We start from the raw sequence: 24330 nt of genomic DNA, 5'->3' as shown, positions 1-24330 counted from the left end.
TTTGAGATCCGACAACAGCCCGGTCACTCCCACCGACCCCACACTCTCTCGGAACAATTGCCGATGACTGATGGTCAGTCACCTGGGCCTCAGCTTAACCTGAGGCACATACGGTTCTCCACCGCATCGATCGCCCGTACATCGTCGGTCACGTTCAAAAGCACCGGAGGCCGCTCGGCAAGCCGAATCCCAGTGGTGCATCACCGGCGGAAACGATCACGCTGCCGCCGGCCCCGGGTTCGGTGTCCCGGTCGATTCCGTGCCCCCGAGGCGCAGGAGTGCCACCATGGGGAGAGCACACGCGATTCGGAGGCGGTCATGACACTGACAGGCAGCGCGGCGTCCACGCGGCCCCATCATGAGGTCGATATCTCCAGTTACGAGTTCTGGGAAAAGGATTTCGACGGCCGGGAGGTGGCGTTCGCCCGGTTGCGTGCGGCCCAGGGCCTCACCTGGCATGCCCCGCCGGATTCCCTGATCTTCGCCGATCCCGATCCCGGTTTCTGGGCTGTCACCCGGTACCGGGATGTCGTGCAGGTCAGCCGGAACCCGGAGATCTTCTCCTCGGAAGACGGCACGACCCTGGGGTATATGCCGCCCGATGTCGAATACAGCACCAAATTCTTCATCGCCCTGGACGCGCCCCGGCACACCCGTTACCGGAAGTTGATCAGCTCGGCGTTCACTCCGCGCCAGATCCAGCGGGTGGAAGAGCAGGTCCGCGCCAATGCCGCCCGGATCGTCGACGATTTCGTCGCCGATCTGCGGACCGGCGAAACCCTCGATTTCGTCGACGCGGTCTCCCGGAAACTGCCCATGCAAACCATTTCGCAGATGATCGGCATCCCCGAGGCCGACCGCGAGGCGGTCGCGTTCGCCACCGAAGCCCTGTTCGGCACCACCGACCTCGAGTACACCAGCCTCGAGGAGCGCGCCGAGTTCTTCTACAAGCAGATCGGCATCCTCCACTCCGCAGGAACCGACCTGGCCCGGCAGCGCCGCGCGGAACCGCACAACGACCTCATGACCGCGATGATCGCCGCCGAATTCGATGGCCACCGCCTCAGCAATGAGGATATCGGCGCGTTCATGGTGCTGCTCTCCGCCGCCGGCAACGACACCACCAAACAGACCACCTCCCATGCCTTCAAAGCGCTCGTGGAGCATCCGGCCCAAATGGACTGGCTGCGCGAGGATCCCGACGGGCGTATGAACACCGCCATCGAGGAATTCATCCGCTGGGGCAGCGTCGTGGTGCACTTCGCCCGCCGGGCGACCCGCGACACCGAGATCGCCGGAACCCCGATCGCGGCAGGTGAGAAGGTCGTGATGTTCTACAGTTCCGCCAACCGCGACGAGTCGGCGTTCGACAATCCGCACGCGTTCGACATCACCCGCGACCCGAACCACCACGCCGGATTCGGTGGCGGCGGCCCCCACCACTGCCTCGGCGCCTGGCTGGCCCGCATGGAATTGAAGCATCTGTTCCGGGAGCTGATCACCAAGGTTCCGCCGGTCGAACTCGGTGAACCCGAATACGGGCACAGCGCACTCATCCACGGCATCAAACGCATGCCGGTCCGGCTGGTCGAACGGAATGAAGCGTTATCACCGTGATTTCACTGGGCGCGAAGATACGGAAAGGAGGGCCCCAGAAACCCGAGCCCCGGCTGGTGTACAGCTGTGTCCGTTCGCCGTGTCGGCTCAACCCGTGAACGGTGGGTTGATCGAGGCGGACCAGGTAGTTGAACGGCCAGATCTGCCCACCGTGCGTATGGCCGGCGATCTGGAGGTCGACACCGGCGGCCGCGGACTCGAAAACCTGCTTCGGTTGATGCGCGAGCATGAGCACCGGCAGCCCGGGATCGACTCCTGCCAGGGCATCATCGAAGTTCGCACCGTGACCACTCAGTTTCGCCGACTTCGCAGTAGCGTCGTCGACACCTGCCAGGACAAGGCGATCACCGCCGCGCTCGACGACAATATGCTCGTTGTGCAGAGTTTTCCAGCCGATCGACTCCATGTAGTCGAGCCAGCCCTGCGCCTCTCCGAGGTACTCGTGGTTGCCGGTGACACAGACCCGGGCGAGTCCGGCCTCCATGGTGGCGAGCGGGGCCGCCTGCCCACGTCGTAGCTCCACGGGGCCATCGGCGATATCACCGACATGGGCCACGATGTCGGGACGTAGTTCGTTCACGGCCGCAGCAACACCGAGCGACCACTTCGTCCGGTTGATCGGACCGAAATGGGTATCGGTGACGGCGACGACTCGGGTGCCGTCCAGCCCCGGGCCGAGTCGCGGCAGGGTGACGTCCACATGCTTTATCCGAGGAATTCGCATGGCCTCCCGATTGCCCCAGATCAGGAGAACCGCGGTGACGAGAACGACCGCTGTGGCCACCGACCGTGAGCGAACCGGGTCTTCTACGCCCACGAAGGCGAGTCCGAGCCGCGCGACGGTACCGATCACCGACCACGCGAAGAGCACCCACACGATCCCCAGGATGGAGTCGCCGATCATGCCTGCCCAGTCGAGATGGCGGCGGCCGTGGCTCAATACCAGCGTCACAGGTAGAACCACGAGAGCTATTGCGAAGGCCGATGTGCCCAGTGCGACGACGGGGGCCGGCCACCGAGTCCCGGACAACACCAGCGTCCACCATGGGACAACGAAGAGGATCAGCAGCACGGCGACGATCGTCGTGGTGACCGCAAGTGCCCGCACGGGCCCAGATGAGGTACGCGAATCCGATCGGATCGCCGTATCCGGCGACGGAGTGCTCACCACCTCGATACTAATTCAGTTCCCGAGGGGCACGACGATGTCAGCCGAGTCGCTGGGCAAGCCGGGGCAGCAAGGGCCGCTGGCCGGTGGTCAGCTTGTCGTGCGCGGTGGCCAGATCGAACCATTCGACCCGATCGACCTCGGGGAAAGCGCGGTACTCACCCGAGCGCGGCGGCCATTCCATCTCGAATACCCCCGGCACCACCCGACCCGGATCGAGCTCGCCCTCGACCGCCCACACCATGACCTGCTTCATGCTCCGCCCGCTGCCGTACCGCACTTCACCCAATGCAATCCACTCCCCGTCGGGCACCGGCACACCCAATTCCTCGTCGAATTCGCGGGCCGCGGCGGCACGAGCCTCCTCGGTCGCCGGCTCGTACTCGCCCTTCGGGATCGACCACGCCCCCGAATCCTTACGCGCCCACAGCGGCCCGCCCATATGCGCCAGCAGCACGTGCATCTCCGGCTCTCGACGAAACAGCAGAACTCCAGCGCTGTACTTCATGGCATGCAGTTTGCCCGAATGCCTCCGGCAATCCGAACCACCGAGAACGAGGCGAGTACCTGGGGTCCAGCGATCCAAACCCCCGCCCCTCGTCCGCACCGGCAAACGCTCAACGAGTACCTCCTGGAACATCCGGTTGGTCACCCGGAAATTTAGGTCAGCAGCAGATCGAACCAGAGGGCTCTAATACGCGAGACGCAGGACGAGTTTCCTGGTGAGTGCGTGGGCGTAGTGTCGATTTGCCTCCGGACGTTCGGCGTCGCCGCAGCCGACCAAGCAACCCGGGGCGTCGAGCCAAAGTGTTCGTCTCGCACCGACCTTCGCCGAATTCATCCCGACCGTGATCGAACGGATGCCCGCCGACCGAACTCCTCAACCACTACGTCACCTATTGGAACAAGTCGGTTCACCGGCTTTGGTGTTGAGCCATTCTTGCTGGCGCGCCAGTCGAGTGCCTCGATCTGCTCGTCGGTGAGCCGGACGCCGACGTTGATACGACCCGGACGTGTTCTAGGCATCCACGTTTTCTTTCGGGTCGTTGTGGCGTCGATCGGCGAAGTACAGGATGCCGGTCGCTGCAGCCCAGGCGAGTGCGTAGATACCGGCGCGCAACGGGTGCCAGTTGGTGGCGGCGAGGACGATGGCAAGTACGGCGAGCCCTGCGGAGAGGGCGAAGGTTCTTCTGCTCATGGTGTTCCCTGTTCGAATTCCTGAGTGGAGGTCATCAGCACAACAGTAAGATTCGACCACCGCTGCGGCCATGGCCGGCGAGCATCATTTCCTCGGAGTGCCGATTCGAAGCCGGTTACCATCGGGGTCGCACAGCTTGATCTCCTGCGCCCACGGAGCTTCCTTCGCCTGCACACCGAACTCGGAAGCGAGCGCCTCGACATCACGGACTCGGAGGTACACAGCGAGCCGGGGCGAGCTCGCGGATACGCGGTCCCGTGGTGACGGTAGTTTGCGCACAAGAGCTTTTCCGGCTCCGCTACGGTCAGCCGCGAGCGGCTGTATTCGATGATCGCACAACACTTTCGGGAACCGATCGAACCGCGACATCGATCGGAACTGTTCGTGTCCTTGTGCGAGATCGGACGCCCGGTCCGTAGACGGGGCGCCCTCTCGATGAACCAATCAGCGATACGCGGCCCGAACGTAGCGTCGAGGCGCCGCCCGCGCTGGGCCTCCGAGGGCCAATAGATGGTGTAGGAGGGCCGCGCGAGACCGTACCAACGGCTACGTCGTCGGCAAGGCCATCGCCGATCGATCGCAACCCGGGCATGCCACCGGCTCACCTCACCACTTTCCCACCGAGTGAGCTTTTGGCCGACTTCCGCCACGGAAACTGCCCAAACTTGAGCCAATGGCATACTTTTTCGCCCATCAATAGAGTCATTGGGCTTTCATGGTCTACCGTTCACGGCCAGTGATCTGAGTCACTGTCTATTATTTCCGAGGTCGGCGCACAGTCGCGCAGGCCCGGTGCAGGAGGCGAACGTGAAGACCGAGGACGCCGTGCACAGCGCGGAGACGACGGGCCGCTCGACACCCACTTCCCAGCGAGCGAGAATTCTGTCCATTCCGTGGCCCTGGTACTTGCTATTGGTGGCCGTCGGGCTCTGCGCGCTCTATACCGAGACCCTGCCGGACAACATCTTCGGCGGGCTGGCCATCGCAATGGTTCTGGGGTGCGGGCTGTTCTGGCTGGGCGACCGGACGCCGGCACTGTCCGCGGTGGGTGGCGGACCCCTGCTCTGTGTCTTCGGCCCGGCCGTCGTAGTGTATTTCGGGCTCGCACCCGATAGTTTCGCCGCGATAGTCAAGGACTGGTTCACCGGATACGGCTTCGTCGAGATCCTGGTCGCGTCGATCATCGCGGGCAGCATCCTGGGGATGGACCGGCGGTTCCTGATCACAGCGGGCGGCAGATTCTGCCTGGTCATTCTGATCTCCTTCGCCACCGTGGTGGCGATCATCGGTGGCGTAGCCGCGGCGACCGGCTTCGGTTTCCGGAACGCGATCCTCGAGGTCACCATCCCGATCATGGCCGGCGGAATCTCCGGCGGCGCGATACCGCTGTCGCAGATGTACGCCGATTCGATGGGCGGCGACCAGCAGCAGTACATGTCCACCATCGTTCCGCCGATCATCGCGGCCAACCTGCTGTGCATCGTCCTGGCTTCGGTTTACGCCAGTCTCACGCGCCGCAAGACCAAACTGTTCGTCGGATTCAACGGCAACGGTGACATGCTGCGCATAGAAGCCACCCAGGCGGAGGTCGCGGCGGCCACCGAGAGGCGCCCACTCACCGTGAGCACCCTCGGCAGCGGCCTGTTGCTCACCGGCACCATCTACCTGGTGGGTGCCCTCCTCCAGGCCGCTGTCCCGGCGGTGCACCTCTATGCCTGGGTCATTCTGCTGACCGCCGCCATCAAGTTGTCGGCCGTACTGCCGGCAGAGGTCGAGGAGGCGACGACGGAGTGGTATCAGTTCGTGGTGAAGCTGTGGGTTCCGGCCGCGCTGGTCGGCATCGGCGTCACCATGATCGACATCGACCAGATCGCCGAACTGGTGTCCCGCCCCGCCTATTTGGCCATCACGGTCGCGACCGTACTTGTTACCGCGGTGACGGCGGGCTTTGTCGGCTGGCTGTTGAAGCTGTATTTCGTCGAGTCGTCGATCACCGCCGGCTTGTGCATGACCGACCTCGGCGGCTCGGGCGATATCGCGACGCTGGGCACCACCCGGCGTATGCATCTACTTCCGTTCGCGCAGATCACCTCCCGCCTCGGCGGCGGACTGGTGCTGTTGTCGGCCTCGGGATTGCTGGCCTATTTCTACGGCAACTGACCGTCATGGTGACGGGTTGGATCGATCAGGAAACAGAGAGAGGGACGATGGGTAAGACGCTCGCGGAGAAGGTTTGGGACGCACACGTCGTGCGGCGGGCGGACGGTGAACCGGACCTGCTCTATATCGATATGCATCTGCTGCACGAGGTGAACACCCCGCAGGCGTTCGACGGGCTGCGGGCCGCGGGCCGCGGCGTCCGCCGGCCCGACCTCACCCTCGGCACCGAGGACCACAACACCCCCACCATCGCGATCGACAAGACGATCACCGATCCGGCTGCTCGCCATCAGGTTTCGCTGATGCGGAAGAATTGCGCCGAGTTCGGAATCGAACTGTTCCGGCTCGGTGCGGAGCATCAGGGCATCGTGCACGTCATCGGACCGGAACTGGGCCTGTCCCACCCCGGTTCGACCATCGTCTGCTGCGACTCCCATACCGCCACCCAGGGCGCGTTCGGATCGCTGGCTTTCGGTATCGGAACGAGCCAGGTCGAACATGTGCTGGCCACTCAGACCTTGCCGATGGCGCGGTTGAAGAATATGGCGGTCACCGTCAACGGTTCCCTGCCCGACGGGGTGACCGCCAAGGATCTGATCCTGGCGATCATCGCCCGCGTCGGGACCGCCGGCGGGCAAGGACACATTATCGAATACCGCGGTCGGGCCATCCGCGAATTGTCGATGGAGGGCCGGATGACGGTGTGCAATATGTCGGTCGAGGCCGGCTCGCGGGCGGGCATGATCGCGCCCGACGAACGAACCTTCGAATATCTGCGTGGCCGGCCGGCAGCGCCGTCCGGGGCCGCCTGGGATGCGGAGGTGGAGCACTGGCGCACCTTCTACACCGACGAGGATGCGGTATTCGACAAAGAGGTCGTGCTCGACGCCTCGACGCTGACCCCCTTCGTGTCGTGGGGTACGACGCCCGCCCAGAGCGCTCCGCTGGGTGACCCGGTGCCCGACCCCGCCTCGTTCACCGATCCGGTGGAGCGCGCGGCGGTCGAACGAGCCCAGGAATACATGGGTGTCCGCGCCGGGGAGCCGGTCCGGGGCCTGCCCGTCGACGTGGTGTTCGTCGGTTCCTGTACCAACAGCCGGATCGAGGATCTGCGCGAGGTCGCCCGGGTGCTCGACGGCCGCAAGGTCGCTCCCGGGGTGGAGTTGATGATCGTGCCGGGGTCGATGAAGGTGCGTCAGCAGGCCATCGACGAGGGACTGCACGAGGTGTTCGAGTCCGCCGGGGCGAGTTTGCGGTTCGCGGGTTGCTCGATGTGCGCCGCGCTCAACGAGGACCGGCTCACCCCCGGCCAACGGGCGGCGTCGACGAACAACCGCAATTTCGAAGGCCGCCAGGGCAAGGGGTCGCGCACCCACATCGTTTCGCCCGCGGTGGCCGCGGCGACCGCGGTCGCCGGACGCCTGGCCGCCCCGGCCGACCTGAACTGACCACTGCCACACTGCCGAATCGAGGAACCGTGCAACCGTTCACCGTGCACACCGGTGTCGCCACTCCCCTGCGCCGCACCGATGTCGATACCGACCAGATCATTCCCGTCCGCTTCCTCACCCACAGTTCGCGGACCGGGTTCGCCGACAAACTCTTCCACGACTGGCGCGAAGAACCCGATTTCGTGCTCAACGATCCCGCCTACGCCGGATCGACCATCCTGGTGGCCGGCCGCGATTTCGGGACGGGGTCCTCGCGCGAGTACGCGGTGTGGGCGCTGCAGAACTACGGCTATCGGGCCGTCCTCGCCCCGCGCTTCGGGGATATCTTCCGCGGCAACGCCCTGACCAACGGCCTGCTCACCGTCACCCTGGATCCGGCGACGATCGAGCGGATCTGGGAGCGGATCGAAGCCGAACCACGGACACCGGTCACCGTCGACCTCGTCGAGCGGCAAGTCCGGCTGGGCGAGCTCACGGCCTCGTTCGACCTCGACGACAACACCCGTACACGGCTGCTGGAGGGCCTGGATCCTATCGATCTGACGCTACGACACGCAGACATGATCAGCGACTTCGAGAGCCGCCGCCGGCCGGCACTCCCGTCCACCGCACGTCTGTCGTTGTGACCGAAGGCCCGGCGGGCGAAGCTCTCCCGATCACGGGACCTTCGCCCGCTTCTTTTCGAGCAGCGGCACAATGCGTGGAGCGATCCGCCGGCTCAGGACCAGTTCCGATTTGGTCCTGAGCACACCCTGGAACGCGATCATCTCCTGCAGTACCCGCTCGAAGTCGGCATGATCGATCGCCACCACCCGGCACAGTAGGTCGCCGTTACCGGCCACGGAATTGACCTCGAGCACTTCGGGAATCGTTCCCAGATGCGCGCAGGTCGCGTCCATCATCGACTGCGCGATATCCACGTGCACGAAGGCGAGGATCGAATAGCCGAGGGCAGTCGGCTGCATCTGCGGACGATAGCTGGTGATGACCCCGTTCTCGGAGAATCGGTCGAGCCGCGCCTGCACCGTACCGCGCGCGACATTGAGCCGGCGGGCGTACTCCCGTACCCCGGCCTTCGGTTCCTCGACGATCAGCTTCAGCAGGTCCAGATCGAGTTTGTCCAGGCGATTGGCCACGATCTCCACACTCCATCATTCCACTGGCATGCCATCAACGGCGATTACCGAGCAATTGGACTCATCGTATTCCTCGCGCCCGAACCCCACCACACCCTGCACCGACAGCGCCGCACCGGCCACTCACCGATCGAACACTCACCTGATCAGGCTGGTGACGTCCATTCCGAGTGAGCGGAGCTCGGTCACGTAGTTCTCGACATTGCGCAGTTTCACGTCTTCGTAGCCCCGGATACGGTCGGCGGCCGCGGCGGCCGAAACGGCGGTCGCGTGGTTGTCCGGCCGCAGATCTCGGGCGAGCCCGAGCACCATCGATTCGTAGTGAGCCGCCAGCGTCCGCTCCAACCGGCGCATCCGGGTGTATCCGAACGGATCCCACACCGTCCCACGCAGTACCTTGCCCTTGGCCAGCGCCTTCAACACGATATGGCTGCGCGGACCCATACCGATCTTCTTCTTCCGGCCCAGGGCCTTCAGCACCGGCGGATGCAGCCGGTAGGTCAGCTTTTCCGCCCCGGGGACGGCCGCGCGCACCGCGTCCGCGAAGGCGGGATCGGTGAGCATCCGGGCGACCTCGTACTCGTCCTTGTAGGCCATCAGCTTGTGCAGACCGTGAGCCACCGCTGCGGTGAACTCCGCGCGGTCGCCGAGCGCCTGCTCGGCCTCCCATACCCGCTGGACGGTGGCGAGGTAGCGCGCCGCGATGTTCTCGCCTTGATAGGCGACAAGCTGGGCCGCCCGGCGTTCGATCGATTCCCGGGCCGCGCCGGTGACGGTCAGCCCACTCAGCAGATGGGTGGGGACCGCGGTGTCACTGCGCCGGCCGGCCCGCTCGGACTCGGTGACCGCCCGGAACATCGCGGGGTCGGCGACGGCAACGCGACCCCAGCGGAACGCCGCCTGATTCGCCGCCACCGCCACTGCGTTGAGTGCGATCGCCTTCTCGATCTCGGTACCGGGTATCGGCAGGCCGCCCAACTGGTACGCCGCACCGACGAGCAGGAAATTGGCTGCGGCCGTGTTCCCGAACAAGGCCTCGGCGGCGGCCAGCGCGTCGAAGGTGGTCAACGTGTGACAGGACGCGTCCAGGCGTCCGAGCAGTTCGTTGTCGGCGGGGTAGCCGACGGCGGGGTCGTAGACCATATCCCCGGTCGGCGTCCGGCTGGTCGAGGCCACCGTGACGGTACGGTCCGGGTTGCCGTATCCCGCGTTCCCGGCGTCCGCCGCGGTCAGCAGGTCGAAGGCCAGGATGCAGTCCGCGGTGGACGGGCCGACCCGGTTCGACGCGGCCACCGGCTCGGCGCCGAGCCGCAGATGTGAGGTGACCGGGCCGGCTTTCTGGCTGAGCCCGGTCTGATCCAGCCCTTCGACGTGCAGGCCCGCACGCAACCCGGCCATGCCGAGGACTTGGTTGACCGTCACGATCCCGGTGCCGCCGACACCCGCCAGGAAGATATTGTGCGGACCCGCACCGAGCGCTGGCAGGACCGGTTCGGCGACCTCGGGCGGCGCGGGTGCCCCCGGCCCGGTTCGTGCGACCGGTTTCTCCGGCAGTTCGACGGTCACGAAGGACGGGCAGTCGCCGTCGAGGCACGAATAGTCGGTGTTGCAACCGGTCTGGTCGATCCTGGTCTTTCGGCCGAACTCGGTATCGACCGGCTGAACGGACAGGCAGTTGCTCTTCACCCCGCAGTCACCGCAGCCTTCGCAGACGGCTTCGTTGATGATCACTCGGGTGCGCCGCACCGGCAGGGTGCCCCGTTTGCGTTTGCGGCGCGCTTCGGCGGCGCACTGCTGGTCGTAGATCAGTACGGTCACGCCTTTGATATCGCGGAGCAATCGCTGGGCCTCGTCGAGCCGATCCCGATCCCACACCAGCACTCCCGGCGCGAAGGACGCCCCGCGGTGCCGTTCCGGCTCCTCCGCGCACACGATGATCTTCGCGACGCCTTCGGCGGCGAGCTTATGCGTCAGCTGCGGAACAGTCAGCCCGGCTTCGGCGTCCTGCGCGCCGGTCATGGCGACGGCGGCGTTGTAGAGGATCTTGTAGGTGATGTTCACTCCGGCGGCCACGCAGGCCTGGACCGCGAGTTGACCGGAATGGAAATACGTTCCGTCGCCGACATTTTGGAAGATGTGCTCGACGTCGGTGTACGCGGCCTGACCGATCCATTGCGCACCCTCACCACCCATCTGCGTCAGCCCGGTGACCTGGGAGTCCGTGCGGGAAGACATGGTGACCAGCGTGTGGCAGCCGATACCGCCGCCCGCCAGCGACCCTTCGGGAACCGCGGTGGAGCGATTGTGCGGGCAGCCGGAACAGAAGTACGCCGTCCGCTTGGTGGACAGTACCGTCAACTCCAGTGGTGGCGGGGGCGGGGCGAGCACGTCCACGCGGCCGCCGAGAATTCTGCGCAACGGGGTACGCAGCCGCGCCGCGGTCAGTTCACCGTCCGGCGGAACCAGCAGCAGGCCCGCACCATCGCGTTTACCGAGAACCCGCGGCGCCGCGCTGCGGCCGTAGAGGATCTCCTTCACCTGCGCTTCGACGAACGCGGTCTTGTCCTCGACCACCAGCAGCGTCTCCACCCCGTCGGCCAGCTCCCGGACCTTGGCGGCACCCAGCGGGTAGGGCATGCCGACCCGCAGGATCCGGATACCCGCTCGGTGCAGTCCGGCTTCGGAGAGGCCGAGTTCCGACAGCGCTTCGCGGACCGAGTCGTAGGCGGTACCGACCGCGACGATACCCAGCCACGCGTGCGCCGGGTTCACTTCGATCCGGTCGATCTCGTTGACCGCGCCGAAGGCTTCCACCATGGTCCAGCGCGGACCGTAGAGGTCGGCTTCGGCCAGCACACTGTCCGGCGGCGCCGCGAGCACCCGCTGCCGGTAGGTCCACGGACGTCCCTCCCATACGACTTCCGGCACCGTGACGGCGAAATCGTGGAAATCCCGGTTCAGCGTCCACAGACCGTCGGCGACATCGGCAACCAGTTTCAGTGCCGGCCAGCATCCCGACGCCCGGGACAGCGCGATCGCGTACATCCCGAAGGCGATGACCTCTTCGGCATTGCGCGGGAAGAAGACCGGCATCGACAACGCCGCCAGCGACCGCTCACTCGCGGCCGGGACCGAGGACGACTTCGCGGCCGGGTCGTCACCGACGAGCGCCAGTGCACCACCTGTGGGGTGCGCGCCGTACATGGCCGCGTGCCGCAGGGCATCACTGGCCCGGTCCAGGCCGGGTCCCTTGCCGTACCACACCCCCACGATCCCGTCGTGGGTACGCGTACCCTTCGGGAGTTCGAGCTGACTCCCCCAGACCGCGGTCGCCGCCAGCTCTTCGTTGACCCCGGGCACCAGCCGCACCTCGTGTTCGCCGGCCAGTTCGGGGATGCCGGCCAGCAACCGGTCCAAGCCCGCCAGCGGGCTGCCCTGGTAACCGGAGACGAAGGTGGCGGTCCGCTTTCCGGCGCGCCGGTCACGCTCGTGCTGTTCCACCAGCAGACGTGCGATCGCCTGTACACCGGTCAGCAGTACCGGGCCCGAGGACGTGCGATACCTGGCGGACAGATCGTCGGAGACCACCACCGGCCGGGTTTCGTTCACCTGAGTCACAGCACAGCACCGCCTTCACCATTCACGCACCAGAGGTACACATTCGGTCCCATCAAGGTGCGATATGCAGCCATCGCCGGTCAATCACTTTCGATATTCAGATACCAATGGCCCTATTCAGTGACTCATGTCACCGGACGTTCACTGCAATTGGCACAGTCACCCGCCGACGGCAGAGCCGCTACCGTTGGGTTATGACGGAAATGAGCGGGCCGGGCTCACCCTCGTGATTCGCGCGGTCTGGAACGGTGCGGTGCTCGCCGAAAGCCCGCATACGGTGCGAGTGGAAGGCAACCACTACTTCCCGCCCGAATCGCTGCACCGGAGGTACTTCGGCGACAGCCGGACGAAGACGCTGTGCCCCTGGAAGGGCGTGGCGCATTACTACACGGTGACCGTCGGCGAAGCGGTCAACCCGGACGCGGGCTGGTACTACCCGAACCCGAGCCCCTTGGCGCGGCGGATCAAGAACCACGTTGCTTTCGGGAACGGTGTGGAGGTGTCCGGCGAGCCCGGGCACAACGATGCAGGCGGCGACGACGGACTCTGAGCGCACCACCGCGTTCGAGGGTGAGCGGCCGCAGTAGAACAGCCCGGAAACGAACCGGTCGCTGATCTCGAAACCGCCGCGGGATCTACTTGGCGTCGCCATAGCATTCCACCACCGCGGTGGTGACCGGAAACCGCACCGGTGTCGGCCCGAAGGTCAGCCGGCCCGCGTTCTCCGCGGCGGTGGTGATCATCTCGACGACCCGGGTCGCTTCCTCGGCCGGGCAGTGCACAATCACCTCGTCGTGCTGGAAGAACACGAGTTCGCCGCGGAGACCGGCGCTGGACATCGCGTGCCGCAGGCCCGCCAGGACGAGCAGTGCCCATTCGGCGGCGCTGCCCTGCACCACGAAGTTCCTGGTGAAACGGCCGCGGGCGCGTGCCGCCGAAGTGGTGCCGTACGCCGCGGGGTTGTCGCCGGACAAATCCTGCTGTTCCGGGGCGACGACCGATACCGGCGGACAGGTCCGCCCGAGCCAGGTGCGCACCAACCGGCCCTCTTCACCGGCCCGCGCCGCCTCGTCGACATAGGCCACTGCGGCCGGATAGCGGCGGCGCAGACCCGCCAGATGGGTCAGGGCGTCGCCGGAGGTCTGGCCGTAGATGGCGCCCAGTAGCGCGAGTTTGGCCTGCGCACGATCGCCGCCGAAGCCGCGGGCCGCCAGATCCGCGTACAGATCGTCGCCCCGGCCGGCCGCTTCCATCAGCCCGGGATCGCGCGAGACGGCGGCCAGCACGCGTGGCTCCAGTTGGTCGGCGTCGGCGACCACCAGGCACCAGCCCGGGTCGGCACGGATGGCCCGGCGAATCGTTTTCGGGATCTGCAGCGCACCCCCGCCGTTGGTGGTCCAGCGGCCGGAAACCGTTCCGCCGGGCAGGTATTCGGGCCGGAACCGCCCACCGTGCACCCATTGCTCCAGCCAGGACCAGCCATGGGCGGTATACAGGCGGTACAGCGTCTTGTAGGCCAGCAGCGGACCCACCGCCGGATGTTCCACGCGCTGCAATTCCCATTTGCGGGTGGACGACAACTGGATTCCGGCGCGGGCGAAGGCCTTGATGATGTCGTTGGGCAGATCCGGCCGGACCCTGGCACCGAAAGCGCGCGACACCTCGTCGGCCAGTTCCGCCATCCGGCGCGGTTCCGCTCCCCCCGGGTAGCGCTCGCCCAGCAGTGTGTCGAGCATGGCGCGGTGGATATCGGCGCGCCACGGTATCCCGGCCCGCGACATCTCCGCCGCGATCAGCATGCCCGCCGACTCCGCGGCCAGCAGCAGCCGTATCCGTTCCGGGTGTTCCGTCGCGGCCGTCCGGGCGAGCTGACCCGCGTAGACCTCCAGCAGCGCGGTGAATCCGTCCACCCCGGCCGGTAGCGGCACCGGGCCCGATTCGAACAGCGAGGGCTGGGTCTCGGCGGCCCGAACGGGGGCGTCCGGCGGGACCGGCAAGTTGTGAAGTCGTGCCCAGGCGGCCGCCAGTGAACGGGGCTGCCCCGCCTGACCCTCCTCGTATCCGATCAGGATCGCCTCCGCGGCCTCCACGTCGTAGCAGCGCTCGACCCGGACCCCCACCGCCAGCAGGGCTCGGTAGATACCGGCGGTGGACCGCCACACCCACCGCTCGACCTCGGGGCGCGACCGCACGGCGTCGGCGAGCGAGCGCTCGTGGACCACCGCCCCGGCGGGCCGGCCGTCCGGGCCGAGCGGACACAGATAGGCGCCACCGTCCTCGGATTCCGCCACCGCCCACCGCACGTTCCAGAGTTTGGCACCCACCTCCGACAGGGTCGGCCTTCATGGTTGGATGCGCATATCCAGGTATCGGCAATTGAGGGCGGCGCTCGCCCTTGTGAACCGGAGAACACTCGGGCGGCAAGTCCTGCCCAGGTCAGGCGGCGAGTACGTCCTCCACCGGGCGGCGTGGTGTTTCGGCGAGCGGTCCCGCGCCGCCGGAAGTCCAGCCGACCCGGACCATGGCCTGGGGGTAGGCGCAGTCGTGCAGAAGTCCGGTACGGATTTCGCGGCGGCAGTCGAGCATGCCGAGCGGTTCGGTCTGCAGGCTCGTCGCCAGACCGAGCCCGGTCGCGGTCAGCAGCAGGGCGCTGATCGCTTCACCGGCGCGCAACTGGGCGCGGCGATCGTCGTGCGGGGTGCCCACGACCAGCCATTGGGCCCCGTCCGGCAGGTCGGCGGGATCCAGCAGCGCCGGGGCGGCGAAGCTCCGTACCGGGATTTCCCCGGGACGGCGGGGTGCGGGAGCGTTCCGGGACGGGACACCGTCGACCCGGCGGCCCGGGCCGCTCCAGCGGGCGATTTCGCGCTGGTAACCGGTATCGGTGCGGTGCAGGTCGGCCGCCCGGCGCATCGGGTCCGCGAGACGCGGTAGCAGCGGATCCGGCACCTGGCGGACAGCGGCTCCGAACGCGGAGGCCTGGGTGGCCAGGGCGCGGATGTGGCGGGCCGGGATCGGGCGGGGCAGGTACCGGCGGCGATCGGTGCGGCGCAGCAGAATGGCGGCGGCCTGGTCGATCTGAGCGGGGGTGGGGCGTTGCCGGGTGGTGTGCACGGTGGCCAGATGCGTGGGATCGTCGGGGTTCGGGCAGTAGTCCACGGTTGTGGCCCAGCTCAGGGCGGACAGTCCGATACGCAGATGGTGCAGCGCCGCGCCGCAGCTGATGATCAGCGCGCGCTGGAACGGGTCGGTTTCGGTGAGGTGGCGGCCGGTATCGGCGAGGAGCTCGATCCCGGTGGGGGTCGGCCGCCAGCGCCACGGCTGGGTGTTGTGCACGGACGGCGCGCGGACGGCGAGACCGAGCGCGATATCGATGGCCTCACGATCCGGGATCGCGGAGAGCATTCTGGTGTGTCCTTCCGGTCACATACGGGTTTTCGAGGAATCCGTCGTCACGCCCGGCGGGTGGCTCGTGCGGCTTCCACCGGGACGACGCCCTACCTCCGCCCGCAGTCGGCGACCGGGTCGCGGAGGTTTTGAATTTGCGCTAATTACCAGGGTAGGCCGACAAGGCGGAGGGGGCACGGAGTTACCCGGCCGCGACCGCAGCCTCCGCGATATACCCGCCACGGGAGGTTCGGCGAATCCCGCGGAGCGGGTGCCGATTCCGGAATCGGCCGACCTGCCGGTATAGGCATCCAGGAGGTTTTGTGAGATCGGCCATGCCGGTCCCCGCGGGCGGTGACCGGACGGTCCTCGGCGGCCGGCTGTCGCGACACGCGGGCCGGTGCGCTGTTTCCCGCACCGAATGCCGGGTAGATCGCCAGTACGCTGGGCAACCACCCCTGGTTTCCGGCTGTGACAGATGCGATACACCGAGGAAAGGGATGCACACCATGCTGATACGTCGGCTTGCCCGGCCGCTGCTGGCGAGTACGTTCGTCGCGAACGGCGTCGAAACCCTGATGCATCCGCAATCACGGGTCCAGGAAGCGTCGAATCTGGTGGCGAAGGGGCAGGAAACGCTGCCGTCGAATGTCGCATCGTCCCTTCCCTCCGACCCGGACATGCTGGTGAAGGTCACCGCAGCGGTCCAGATCGCGGGCGGCACTCTGCTGGCGCTGGGGAAGGCACCACGACCGGCGGCACTTCTGCTGGCTGCGACAGTGGTGCCGGCGACCGTCACCGAACAGAACTTCTGGGCCGAGACCGACCCCGAACGCAAGGCCGCGAAGCGGACGGCGTTCCTCAAGGATATGGGGCTGCTGGGCGGTTTGATGATCGCCGCCGCGGATACCGCGGGTAAACCGTCGCTGGGCTGGCGGGGCCGCCGCGCCGCGCGCCGGGCCGCGGCCACGGTCGGCACCGCGCTGCCGCTCGGCGCGTCGGGTGGCAACGGCACCGGCGAGGCGGTGCGCCACCAGTTGCAGCAGGCCGCGGAGCGCGGCCAGGAGTTCGCGGGTACCGCCGCGAGCCGGGGGCAGGAGCTCGCGGGCACCGTCGCCGGTAAAGGCGCCGAACTCGCCGAGGTCGCCCGGGAACGCGGCCCGGGCTGGGCGGAGGCCGCGAAGCATCGCGGGTCGGAATGGGCGGATATCGCCAAGCACCGGGGCGCCGAGCTGGCGGATGTGGCGAAGCAACGGGGTGGTGAACTGGCCGATGTCGCGAAACACCGCGGTAGCGAACTGGCCGATACCGCGCAGGCCCGGGGCCCGGTCTGGAAGGAGACCGCGAAGAACCGTGCCGCGGAACTGGCAGAAGCCGCCAAGAACCGTGGCGGTGAACTCGCCGATACGGCGCAGACACGCGGCCCGGTGTGGGCGGATACGGCGAAGAGCCGGGCGGCCGAACTGGCCGAAGCCGCGAAACACCGCGGCAGCGAACTCGCGGATGCCGCGCAGACCCGCGGCCCGGAACTGACCGGGGCCGCCAAGAACCGCGCCGCCGGGCTTGCCGATTATTCGAAGCATCGGGGCGGTGAACTGGCGGCCGTCGTCAAGGAGCAGCGGGCGCAACTGGAGAAACAGCGCGCGCAGATGGACAAACAGCGTGCACAGCTGAAGAAGGCGTACCGGAAAGCTCAGGCGGACAAAGCGAAACGCCGCTGATCACCCGTTGTCGAACCTGCCCGGGCATGCCTCACATGCCCGGGCATTCGATTATCGGCGCGGGATAGTGGGCGACGGTGCTCCGCCACGGCCGGTGCACAGCCAGGCTTTCCAGGTCGGCCAGTTCGGGAATCCAGCGGCGTACGTAGCTACCGTCGGGGTCGTAGCGGTCGGCCTGGCGCAGCGGGTTCAGCACCCGGTTCGGCCGGGTGTCGTTCCCGGTGCCCGCGACCCACTGCCAGTTGAGCTGGTTGTTCGCGAGGTCGGCGTCCACCAGCCAGTACCGGAAATGCCGGGCACCGATGCGCCAATCCACGCGGAGGGATTTGGCCAGGAAGCTCGCGGCGATCAGCCGGGCGCGGTTCGGCATCCAGCCCTGGGCGTGTAGCTGGCGCATTCCGGCGTCGACGATCGGGAACCCGGTGCGGCCCTGCGTCCATGCCTGCACCGCCTGTTCGTCTGTGCGCCAGCGGATCTCGCGGTCCCGGTAGTCGTGCCATGCCGCGCGGGGGCGGGCGGCCAGGACTTGGTGGTGGAAATCCCGCCAGGCCAGCTGCCGGAGGAAGGCCGCGCCACCCGCGGTCGAACCATTTGTGCGGTGCACCAGTTCGGCCGGTGAGAGACAACCGAAGTGCAGGTAGGGCGACAGATGGGAGGTGGCGTCGGCGGCGAGGTCGTCGCTGTCGCGGGCGTATTCGGTGATTCCGTGGGAAAGCCAGTCGCGCACAATTCTCCGGCCCGTGGTTTCCCCGCCGACGGACAGGTCCGGGGAACGGTCGCCGACGGCGAGGTCGCCCGGCCGCGGGAGCGCTCCGGGGTCGATCGCGGGTAGCTCGAGCCGACGTGGCGCGCGTAGTGGTGCCCGCCGTTGCGCGGCGGTCCAGCGATGGAAGTACGGGGTGAAGACGGCGTAGTGGTCACGGCCGGCCGGTGCCGACTCGCCGGGTGCGAGCACGGTCACCGAATGCCGGTGCACGCACAGTTCGCGCCGGTCCCGGGACAAGCGCTGCCGCAGCCGCTCCTCGCGGCCCCGGCTGTAGGCACTGACGTCCGCGGCGATGTGCACCGTCGCGGCACCGGTCTCGGCTGCCACCCGCGCGACCTGTTCGGCCACGTCACCGGAGCGCACGACCAGCCGCCCGCCGAGCGCGCGCAGTTCGGTGTCGAGTTCGCTCAGCGCGGTCGCCAGGAAATGGGCGCGATTGGGCGGGCATGCCCGGCGCACCAGGATGGCCTCGTCGAGGACGAACAACGGGACCACCGCTCCCCCGGCGCGATACGCCGCCGTGAGTACCGGGTTGTCTCGCACCCGCAGATCCCGGGTGAACAGGGCGACCGCGGGCGCGGTCACTCCAGCCAGACCAGGCAGAAAGTGTGTCCCACCGGGTCGGTGTACACCCGGAACGTTTCGGTGGTCTGGATGAGGGTGGCACCCAGCGCCAGCACCGCGGGCTCGGCCACCTCCACATCGCTGACCCGGATGTCCAGATGAATCTGCTGCGAGCCGGCCGGATCGGGGAAGCGCGGCGGCCGGTACTCCGGGGAGAGCTGGAAGGCGAGGCGGCGCCCGTGCGGGTCCTCCATGGCGACCCAGGTGTCGTCGCTTTCCGGCCGGACGATCTCCCCGCCGAGCAGGCCGAGATAGAACTCGGACAGTTTCCACGGGTCCGGGCAGTCCAGTACCACTGTCCGCAAACCCTCGACACCTTCGGCAGCCATATGTGCCCCTCCTTCCGAACCGGATGACGGTGACCGCGTACCCGCACGCGAGCCGGGAAAACCCACCCGGCGAGTGGCGGCTCGACCGGGCCGGCTCCGACCCTAGTTCGCGCGCGGGCCGCAGCGGTGGCTCCCGTCAGCGTGTCGCCGGTGGGATCTCCTCGTAGACCGCGTCCACCTCGGCGGACAACAGCCGATCGGCCATCTCCTGTTTCAGCACCGTCAGCCGGATTTCCTCGGCCCCGGTCCGGTCGGGTTTCGCGCCGAGAGCGATGAACTCGGCGGTGACGAATCCGGCATCCCGCAGGCGCAGCGGCACCGTCCGGCCCCGATAGGTGAATTCCCAGATGTAGCGGGCGAGTGTGGCGCCGCGCGACGTCGCCGCCAGCTGCGGGTCGACGGTGTAGCGCCCTTCTGTCACCGCACGCAGCGCCATTTCGACGGCATCCCGGCCACCCGGTCCGGGAAACGCGGTCCGCACCGTGACCTCGCGCCGTTCGACCTCGCCGAACAGCGCCACGGCATACCGCAAGGCACAGTAGGCGTGCGCGACGCCGCCGGGGAACCCCGGGCCGTGGTACTTCATCAGGTCGTCGTACGAAATCGATATCGGCACACCGGATTCCAGGACGGTCAGCATCGGTTCCTTCTTCCGGCGGTAGCCCAGTAGAGCGTCGAGTAGAGGAGTTGGGTGGCGCCCGGCATGAAACCGGAGCCGTGGTGGTACACCGGGTCCATCGTCGTCACCAGAAGTGTTCCCGCAGTGGAGGTTTCATCGATATAGAGGATGGAACCGTCGCGGTCGCCGTTCTCGGTGTGCAGATCCACCAGACTCACCGCGCCGGCCGGTGGTTCCAGCACGCCGTGGTAGTGCCAGACGACGGCCCGCTGCGCGAAGAACTTCCACGCGGGATGTTCGGGCGCCCGGAGCCGCAGCCGGTGGTCCTCGCCGGTGCGCCACCACCAGAACACGGTGGGCCGGCTCTCCTCCCGCACACCGGGCAGCCACGTGCCGACGGAGTTCTCACCGAAGACGAGCACGGTGGCGCCCCGGTCGAGCGCCGCGAGAATCGGGGCGGCCCACCGGCGCAGCAGATCGCTGCGCAACCGGTCGCTCACCACGATCACCTCGGCGTCGGCGAGCTCGGTGAGCGCGCCGGTGCGCACGTGGACCCCGCGGATCCGGTAGGGCGCCAGCGCTGTATCGGCGAGGGTGGCGAGCGGGGCGTGACTACCGCCGTGCAGGAAAGCGATCGTGGTGTCGGGGATACTCATGCGGCCGCCAGCCAGCGCAGGATCTGTTCGCGCATATGTCCGGTACCGCGGGCGGCGGTGGCGAATTGCAGCAGATCGTTACCGCCGTGCACCAGCACGCGGCCGTCACCGAGCCGGTACTCGTAATCGATCGGTGCCGCCGTACGCCCGATGGTGTGGATCACCCGGGTCCCGACCGGGAGGTCGAGATAGCAGCCGCGGCCGTAGAACCCGGCGACCCCGATCCGTTCCAGCTCCGCGAACGGCACCGGACCGGGGCGTCCGGTGTTGTACAGGAAGCTCTCCGGGGCGGTCCCGGCCCACACCGCATGCTCGCTCACCCTGGTCAGCGCCAGATCCCCGGGGTTGCGGAAGTCGAGTGTGCGCCGCAGCACCGTTTCACTTGTGCGCGAGCGCGCTGGGCCACCAGACCTTCCGGCCGACGACGGTGAACAGTGCCGGGATGACCACGGTCCGCACCAGGAACGTGTCCAGGACGATACCGATCCCGACGATGATGCCGAGCTGGGTGAGCGTGATCAGCGGCAGTACACCGAGGACACAGAACACCGCGGCGAGAACGATGCCCGCGCTGGTGATCACCGCACCCGTCGCCGACACCGCGCGGACCATACCGCCCACGGTCCCGTGCCCAGGGGTTTCCTCACGTGCCCGGGTGACCAGGAAAATGGTGTAGTCGACACCCAGTGCGACCAGGAAGAGGAATGCGAAAAGCGGTGTCGTGGTGTCCAATGCCGGGAATCCGAACAGGTGGGTACCGACCAGGCCGCCCAGACCGATGGCCGCCAGCGCGCTCAGCACGGTGACCGCGATGAGCAGCACCGCGGCAGGCAGGGCGCGCAGCAGGGCCAGCAGCACCGCGAAGACCATCACCAGGATCAGCGGAATGACGAGGAACTGGTCGCGGCGCGCGGCGTCGCGGGTGTCGAGAGCCTGGGCGTCGCTGCCGCCGACGAGCGCGTCCGTCGCGGGCTCCCCCGCCAGCGCCGAGCGCATCAGCTCGATCGTGTCGAAGGCCTGCGCGGATTCCGGTGCGGCATCGAGGGTTACCGTCCAGCGGTCCGTACCCGCATGACTCCCGGCGGGATTCGCGGCCGAGATCCCCGGTACCGTCGCCAATGCCCGGCGCACCTGGTCCGCGGTGCCCGCGCGAGCGAGCACGATCGTCGGATCCGAGGAGCCGGACGGGAAATGCGCGGCCAGCGTATCGAGCCCGTCGACGGATTCCGCCTGCACCCGGAACTGCTCGGTCTGCGACAGGCCGATGGATACGCCGAGCAGCCCGGCGCAGCAGCCGAGCAGTACCACGATCGCGGCCGCCGCCACGGCCACCGGCCGGGCGACCACCCGGGTCGCGATGCGATGCCAGACGCCGTGTTCGGTGATGTCGTCGTCGCGCAGGCGGGGAACGAAGGGCCAGAACACGTTCCGGCCGCACAGCGCCAGCGCCGGCGGTAGCGCCACCAGGACGAAAACCACGGCGACCAGCAATCCGGCCGCGGCCATCAACCCCAGCGACCGGGTGTTCGGCAGGGTCGCCAGCAACAGGGTGCACAGAGCGAGCACCACGGTGATATTGCTGGCCAGAATGGCCGGACCGGCGCGGCGCACCGCCTCCCGCAACGCGCGGCGGTGATCGGGGTAGCGGTGCAGTTCGTCGCGATACCGCGAGACCAGCAGCAACGCGTAATTCGTGCCCGCCCCGAAGACGAGAACGCTGGTGATGCCCGAGGTGGAGCCGTCGAAACTCAGATCGGTGAGCCGGGCGAGTGCGGTGCCGGCACTGGTGGCCGTCCGGTCCGCGAGACCGATCACCAGCAACGGCAACAGCCACAGCACCGGGGACCGGTAGGTGACGATCAGGAGCAGCGCGACCACCAGCGCGGTGACCGCCAGCAGGGTCACATCCGCGCCGGCGAACGAATCGGCGATATCGGCCCCGAACGCCGGACCACCGGTGATCTGCACGGTCAGGCCCGGTGGTGTGTGTTGCGCCGCCGTATCGCGGAGGCGGCCGATTTCCTCGGTGAGGGCTTCGCCACTGAGGTCGGCCGAAACGCTCGCCCGGCCCAGCGCGGCCCTGCCGTCGGGCGCGACCACGAGCCGGGGGCCGCCGTCGTCCGTACCCGCGATGGTGACGACGGCACCCTCGGCCGCTCGGGTGTCCGCCGCGGTGAGCGGACCGTCGTCGACCCGGCTGATCACCAGGATGACCGGCGCGTCGGCACCCCCGGGGAATTCGGCCACCGCAGCTTTCACCTGCGCGGATTCCGATGATTCCGGCAGCGAGGACGGTGCCCGGCCGGCGTCGTCGTTGCTGCCGACGCCGAGAATCGCGCCGCAGGCCGCGGCGACGACAACGAGGAGAAGCCACCACGAACGGCGGCCGGTGACCAGTGCGGCATAGCGCTCCCAGGCGTTCACCCGGCCGACTATTTCAGAAACTGAAATACTTCGCAAACGACGACTACACTCGGTGCGCTGACCGACCAGGGAAGGACACCCGCGCGTGACACCAGCAGGCGAGCCGGCCGATGCCGCAACCCGCGCAACCGCCGAGACCGCTGTTGCCACCGATATCCGTGCACTCACCGCGATCTCCGAGCAGATCGCCCACCTGTTCGCGCATTCTCATTCGTTGCGTAGCACCGATTTCCGCGCGTTGATGCATATCGCGACCGCCGACGCCGAAGGCCGCCCGCTCACGGCGGGACAACTGCGCGAACTCATGGGCCTGTCACCGGCCGCGATCACCTACCTGGTCGAGCGGATGATCGCCTCGGGCCATATCGACCGCGAAACCGACCCGCGCGATCGTCGCCGCGTGCTGCTGCACTACTCCGAGCACGGAATGGCGGTGGCCGGCGAATTCTTCCACCCGCTCGGCCGCCGCACCCGTGCCGCGATGGCCGCCCTGCCGACCTCCGATCTCCACGCCGCCCATCGGGTGCTGCAGGCCGTGGTGGCGGCCATGCGCGAGCACCACGGCACGCTGCCCGAAGGCCCCCGCGCCGGCACTTGACCCCCGCCGCCCGCCGGCAAACTCCGACCGCGTATCCCACGGCAGACGGGTACTACTCCGGGATGGGGCACTTCAGAAGATGGGGGCTGTTGCCTGCAGGACTATCGACGGGGTCACCGAGCAGCTCGCCCGGTCACATCCGGTGGCGTGACCGGCGGATTCGCCCGTGATCGGCACGGCTGATTGCGGCGGTGGCGCGCGGGTATACCGGTCCCGGACAGGAGGTGTGTGATGCCGAAGGAATGGACCGACAAACAGGAACGGCAGTACGAGCACATCAAGGATTCGGCGCAGGACCGGGGCGCGGGGACAAAACGCGCCAAGGAGATCGCCGCCCGCACGGTCAACAAGAATCGCGCCCAATCCGGGCAGTCGAAAACCGCGAGCCGGTCATCGACCCGCGATATGTCACCACAACGGCGCGGCGGGAAACGGTCGCACAGCAGCGGCCCCAAGGGGCAGACGCGCGACCAGCTCTATAACGAGGCCCGGCGCCGCGGTATCAAGGGCCGGTCGAAGATGAGCAAGGACGAGCTCGCCGACGCGCTGGGCCGGTCGTAGCCCGTGAGCACCACCGCGCGCGGCACCCGGCGCGCCGGGAAACCCGTGGGAGCGGCCGAGTTCGTCCCCGCCGAGGCCGATCTGGACGCCGTCCGGGCGGGCGCGGGCGGGGGGCCCCGCGGCGCCCCGGAAACCCACGCGCCCCCGCCCCGGGTGGGGGGGGGGTGGCGGTCCGGGGCCCCGCCGGGGCCGCCCGCCGGGCCCGCCCGGACGGCGTCCAGATCGGCCTCGGCGGGGACGAACTCGGCCGCTCCCACGGGTTTCCCGGCGCGCCGGGCGCCACGCGCGGTGGTGCTC

21 protein-coding genes are annotated in these 24330 nt (G+C 67.9%); 8 read left to right on the top strand and 13 right to left on the bottom strand.

The window, feature by feature from the left end:
- The first annotated feature begins 318 nt into the window (after window positions 1-318).
- A complete protein-coding gene (locus QH276_RS05385; RefSeq protein ID WP_280398247.1) occupies window positions 319-1617 on the top strand; it encodes a cytochrome P450 in 1299 nt (432 codons plus the stop codon).
- Here QH276_RS05385 and QH276_RS05380 read toward each other — a convergent pair.
- The 3 genes from QH276_RS05380 to QH276_RS05370 form a co-directional block, all read right to left on the bottom strand.
- Window positions 1565-2785 (bottom strand): metallophosphoesterase, encoded by a 1221-nt coding sequence (locus QH276_RS05380; protein WP_432278598.1) that lies wholly within the window; start codon window positions 2783-2785, stop codon window positions 1565-1567. The genes QH276_RS05385 and QH276_RS05380 overlap by 53 nt on opposite strands.
- 40 nt (window positions 2786-2825) lie before the next feature.
- A complete protein-coding gene (locus QH276_RS05375; protein WP_280398246.1) occupies window positions 2826-3293 on the bottom strand; it encodes an NUDIX domain-containing protein in 468 nt (155 codons plus the stop codon).
- Between the two features lie 510 nt (window positions 3294-3803).
- Window positions 3804-3983 carry a hypothetical protein gene (locus tag QH276_RS05370; RefSeq protein ID WP_280398245.1) on the bottom strand — a complete coding sequence of 60 codons (180 nt, stop codon included), beginning with the start codon at window positions 3981-3983 and terminating at the stop codon, window positions 3804-3806.
- An 807-nt stretch (window positions 3984-4790) separates the two neighbouring features.
- Between QH276_RS05370 and QH276_RS05365 the strand changes: the two genes are divergently transcribed.
- The 3 genes from QH276_RS05365 to leuD are packed head-to-tail and all read left to right on the top strand — an operon-like array spanning window position 4791 to window position 8220.
- Window positions 4791-6143, top strand: coding sequence for a 2-hydroxycarboxylate transporter family protein (locus QH276_RS05365; protein ID WP_280398244.1), 1353 nt, complete (start codon window positions 4791-4793; stop codon window positions 6141-6143).
- Window positions 6144-6190: 47 nt separating this feature from the next.
- Window positions 6191-7591, top strand: a complete 1401-nt coding sequence (gene leuC / locus QH276_RS05360) for a 3-isopropylmalate dehydratase large subunit (RefSeq protein ID WP_280398243.1) — start codon at window positions 6191-6193, stop codon at window positions 7589-7591.
- Between the two features lie 29 nt (window positions 7592-7620).
- Window positions 7621-8220 (top strand): 3-isopropylmalate dehydratase small subunit, encoded by a 600-nt coding sequence (leuD, locus tag QH276_RS05355; protein WP_280398242.1) that lies wholly within the window; start codon window positions 7621-7623, stop codon window positions 8218-8220.
- A gap of 30 nt (window positions 8221-8250) precedes the next feature.
- Here the strand turns inward: leuD and QH276_RS05350 are convergent, their stop codons facing one another.
- The gene (locus tag QH276_RS05350) at window positions 8251-8730 is read right to left on the bottom strand and encodes an Lrp/AsnC family transcriptional regulator (RefSeq protein ID WP_280398255.1); all 480 of its coding nucleotides are present in this window, start codon (window positions 8728-8730) and stop codon (window positions 8251-8253) included.
- Window positions 8731-8868: 138 nt separating this feature from the next.
- A complete protein-coding gene (locus QH276_RS05345) occupies window positions 8869-12348 on the bottom strand; it encodes an indolepyruvate ferredoxin oxidoreductase family protein (protein ID WP_280398241.1) in 3480 nt (1159 codons plus the stop codon).
- Between the two features lie 226 nt (window positions 12349-12574).
- Here QH276_RS05345 and QH276_RS05340 point away from each other — a divergent pair, with 226 nt between their 5' ends.
- The gene (locus QH276_RS05340) at window positions 12575-12898 is read left to right on the top strand and encodes a DUF427 domain-containing protein (RefSeq protein WP_280398254.1); all 324 of its coding nucleotides are present in this window, start codon (window positions 12575-12577) and stop codon (window positions 12896-12898) included.
- Window positions 12899-12983: 85 nt separating this feature from the next.
- Here the strand turns inward: QH276_RS05340 and QH276_RS05335 are convergent, their stop codons facing one another.
- Together QH276_RS05335 and QH276_RS05330 are read right to left on the bottom strand one after the other, a co-directional pair.
- Window positions 12984-14672, bottom strand: a complete 1689-nt coding sequence (locus tag QH276_RS05335) for a bifunctional 3'-5' exonuclease/DNA polymerase (RefSeq protein ID WP_280398240.1) — start codon at window positions 14670-14672, stop codon at window positions 12984-12986.
- A gap of 112 nt (window positions 14673-14784) precedes the next feature.
- Window positions 14785-15753 carry an Acg family FMN-binding oxidoreductase gene (locus tag QH276_RS05330; protein WP_280398239.1) on the bottom strand — a complete coding sequence of 323 codons (969 nt, stop codon included), beginning with the start codon at window positions 15751-15753 and terminating at the stop codon, window positions 14785-14787.
- Between the two features lie 491 nt (window positions 15754-16244).
- On the opposite strand from QH276_RS05330, the gene QH276_RS05325 reads away from it, so the two are divergent.
- A complete protein-coding gene (locus QH276_RS05325) occupies window positions 16245-17456 on the top strand; it encodes a DoxX family protein (RefSeq protein WP_280398238.1) in 1212 nt (403 codons plus the stop codon).
- 31 nt (window positions 17457-17487) lie between these two features.
- On the opposite strand, the gene QH276_RS05320 is transcribed toward QH276_RS05325, so the two are convergent.
- From QH276_RS05320 to QH276_RS05295, 6 genes are all read right to left on the bottom strand, one after another.
- A complete protein-coding gene (locus tag QH276_RS05320) occupies window positions 17488-18807 on the bottom strand; it encodes a cryptochrome/photolyase family protein (RefSeq protein WP_348536616.1) in 1320 nt (439 codons plus the stop codon).
- A complete protein-coding gene (locus QH276_RS05315; protein WP_280398237.1) occupies window positions 18804-19175 on the bottom strand; it encodes a VOC family protein in 372 nt (123 codons plus the stop codon). Before QH276_RS05315 ends, QH276_RS05320 begins: the two co-directional genes overlap by 4 nt.
- A gap of 136 nt (window positions 19176-19311) precedes the next feature.
- Entirely contained in the window at window positions 19312-19815 is a 504-nt protein-coding gene (locus QH276_RS05310; protein ID WP_280398236.1) for a hypothetical protein, read from the bottom strand.
- A complete protein-coding gene (locus QH276_RS05305; RefSeq protein ID WP_280398235.1) occupies window positions 19809-20450 on the bottom strand; it encodes a hypothetical protein in 642 nt (213 codons plus the stop codon). Before QH276_RS05305 ends, QH276_RS05310 begins: the two co-directional genes overlap by 7 nt.
- Window positions 20447-20824: a hypothetical protein gene (locus tag QH276_RS05300; RefSeq protein ID WP_280398234.1), complete on the bottom strand. Its 378-nt coding sequence runs from the start codon at window positions 20822-20824 to the stop codon at window positions 20447-20449. The genes QH276_RS05305 and QH276_RS05300 overlap by 4 nt, the downstream gene beginning before the upstream one ends.
- 4 nt (window positions 20825-20828) lie before the next feature.
- Window positions 20829-22874 (bottom strand): MMPL family transporter, encoded by a 2046-nt coding sequence (locus QH276_RS05295; protein WP_280398233.1) that lies wholly within the window; start codon window positions 22872-22874, stop codon window positions 20829-20831.
- A gap of 85 nt (window positions 22875-22959) precedes the next feature.
- On the opposite strand from QH276_RS05295, the gene QH276_RS05290 reads away from it, so the two are divergent.
- A complete protein-coding gene (locus QH276_RS05290; protein WP_280398232.1) occupies window positions 22960-23472 on the top strand; it encodes a MarR family winged helix-turn-helix transcriptional regulator in 513 nt (170 codons plus the stop codon).
- 231 nt (window positions 23473-23703) lie between these two features.
- The gene (locus QH276_RS05285; RefSeq protein WP_280398231.1) at window positions 23704-24033 is read left to right on the top strand and encodes a plasmid stabilization protein; all 330 of its coding nucleotides are present in this window, start codon (window positions 23704-23706) and stop codon (window positions 24031-24033) included.
- The last annotated feature ends 297 nt before the right edge of the window (window positions 24034-24330 follow it).

Origin of the sequence: Nocardia carnea (assembly GCF_029869215.1) — a bacterium.
GTDB lineage: Bacteria > Actinomycetota > Actinomycetes > Mycobacteriales > Mycobacteriaceae > Nocardia > Nocardia carnea_B.
Note: the sequence above shows the minus strand (reverse complement) of the source record. Positions and strands in the feature narration are given on the sequence as shown.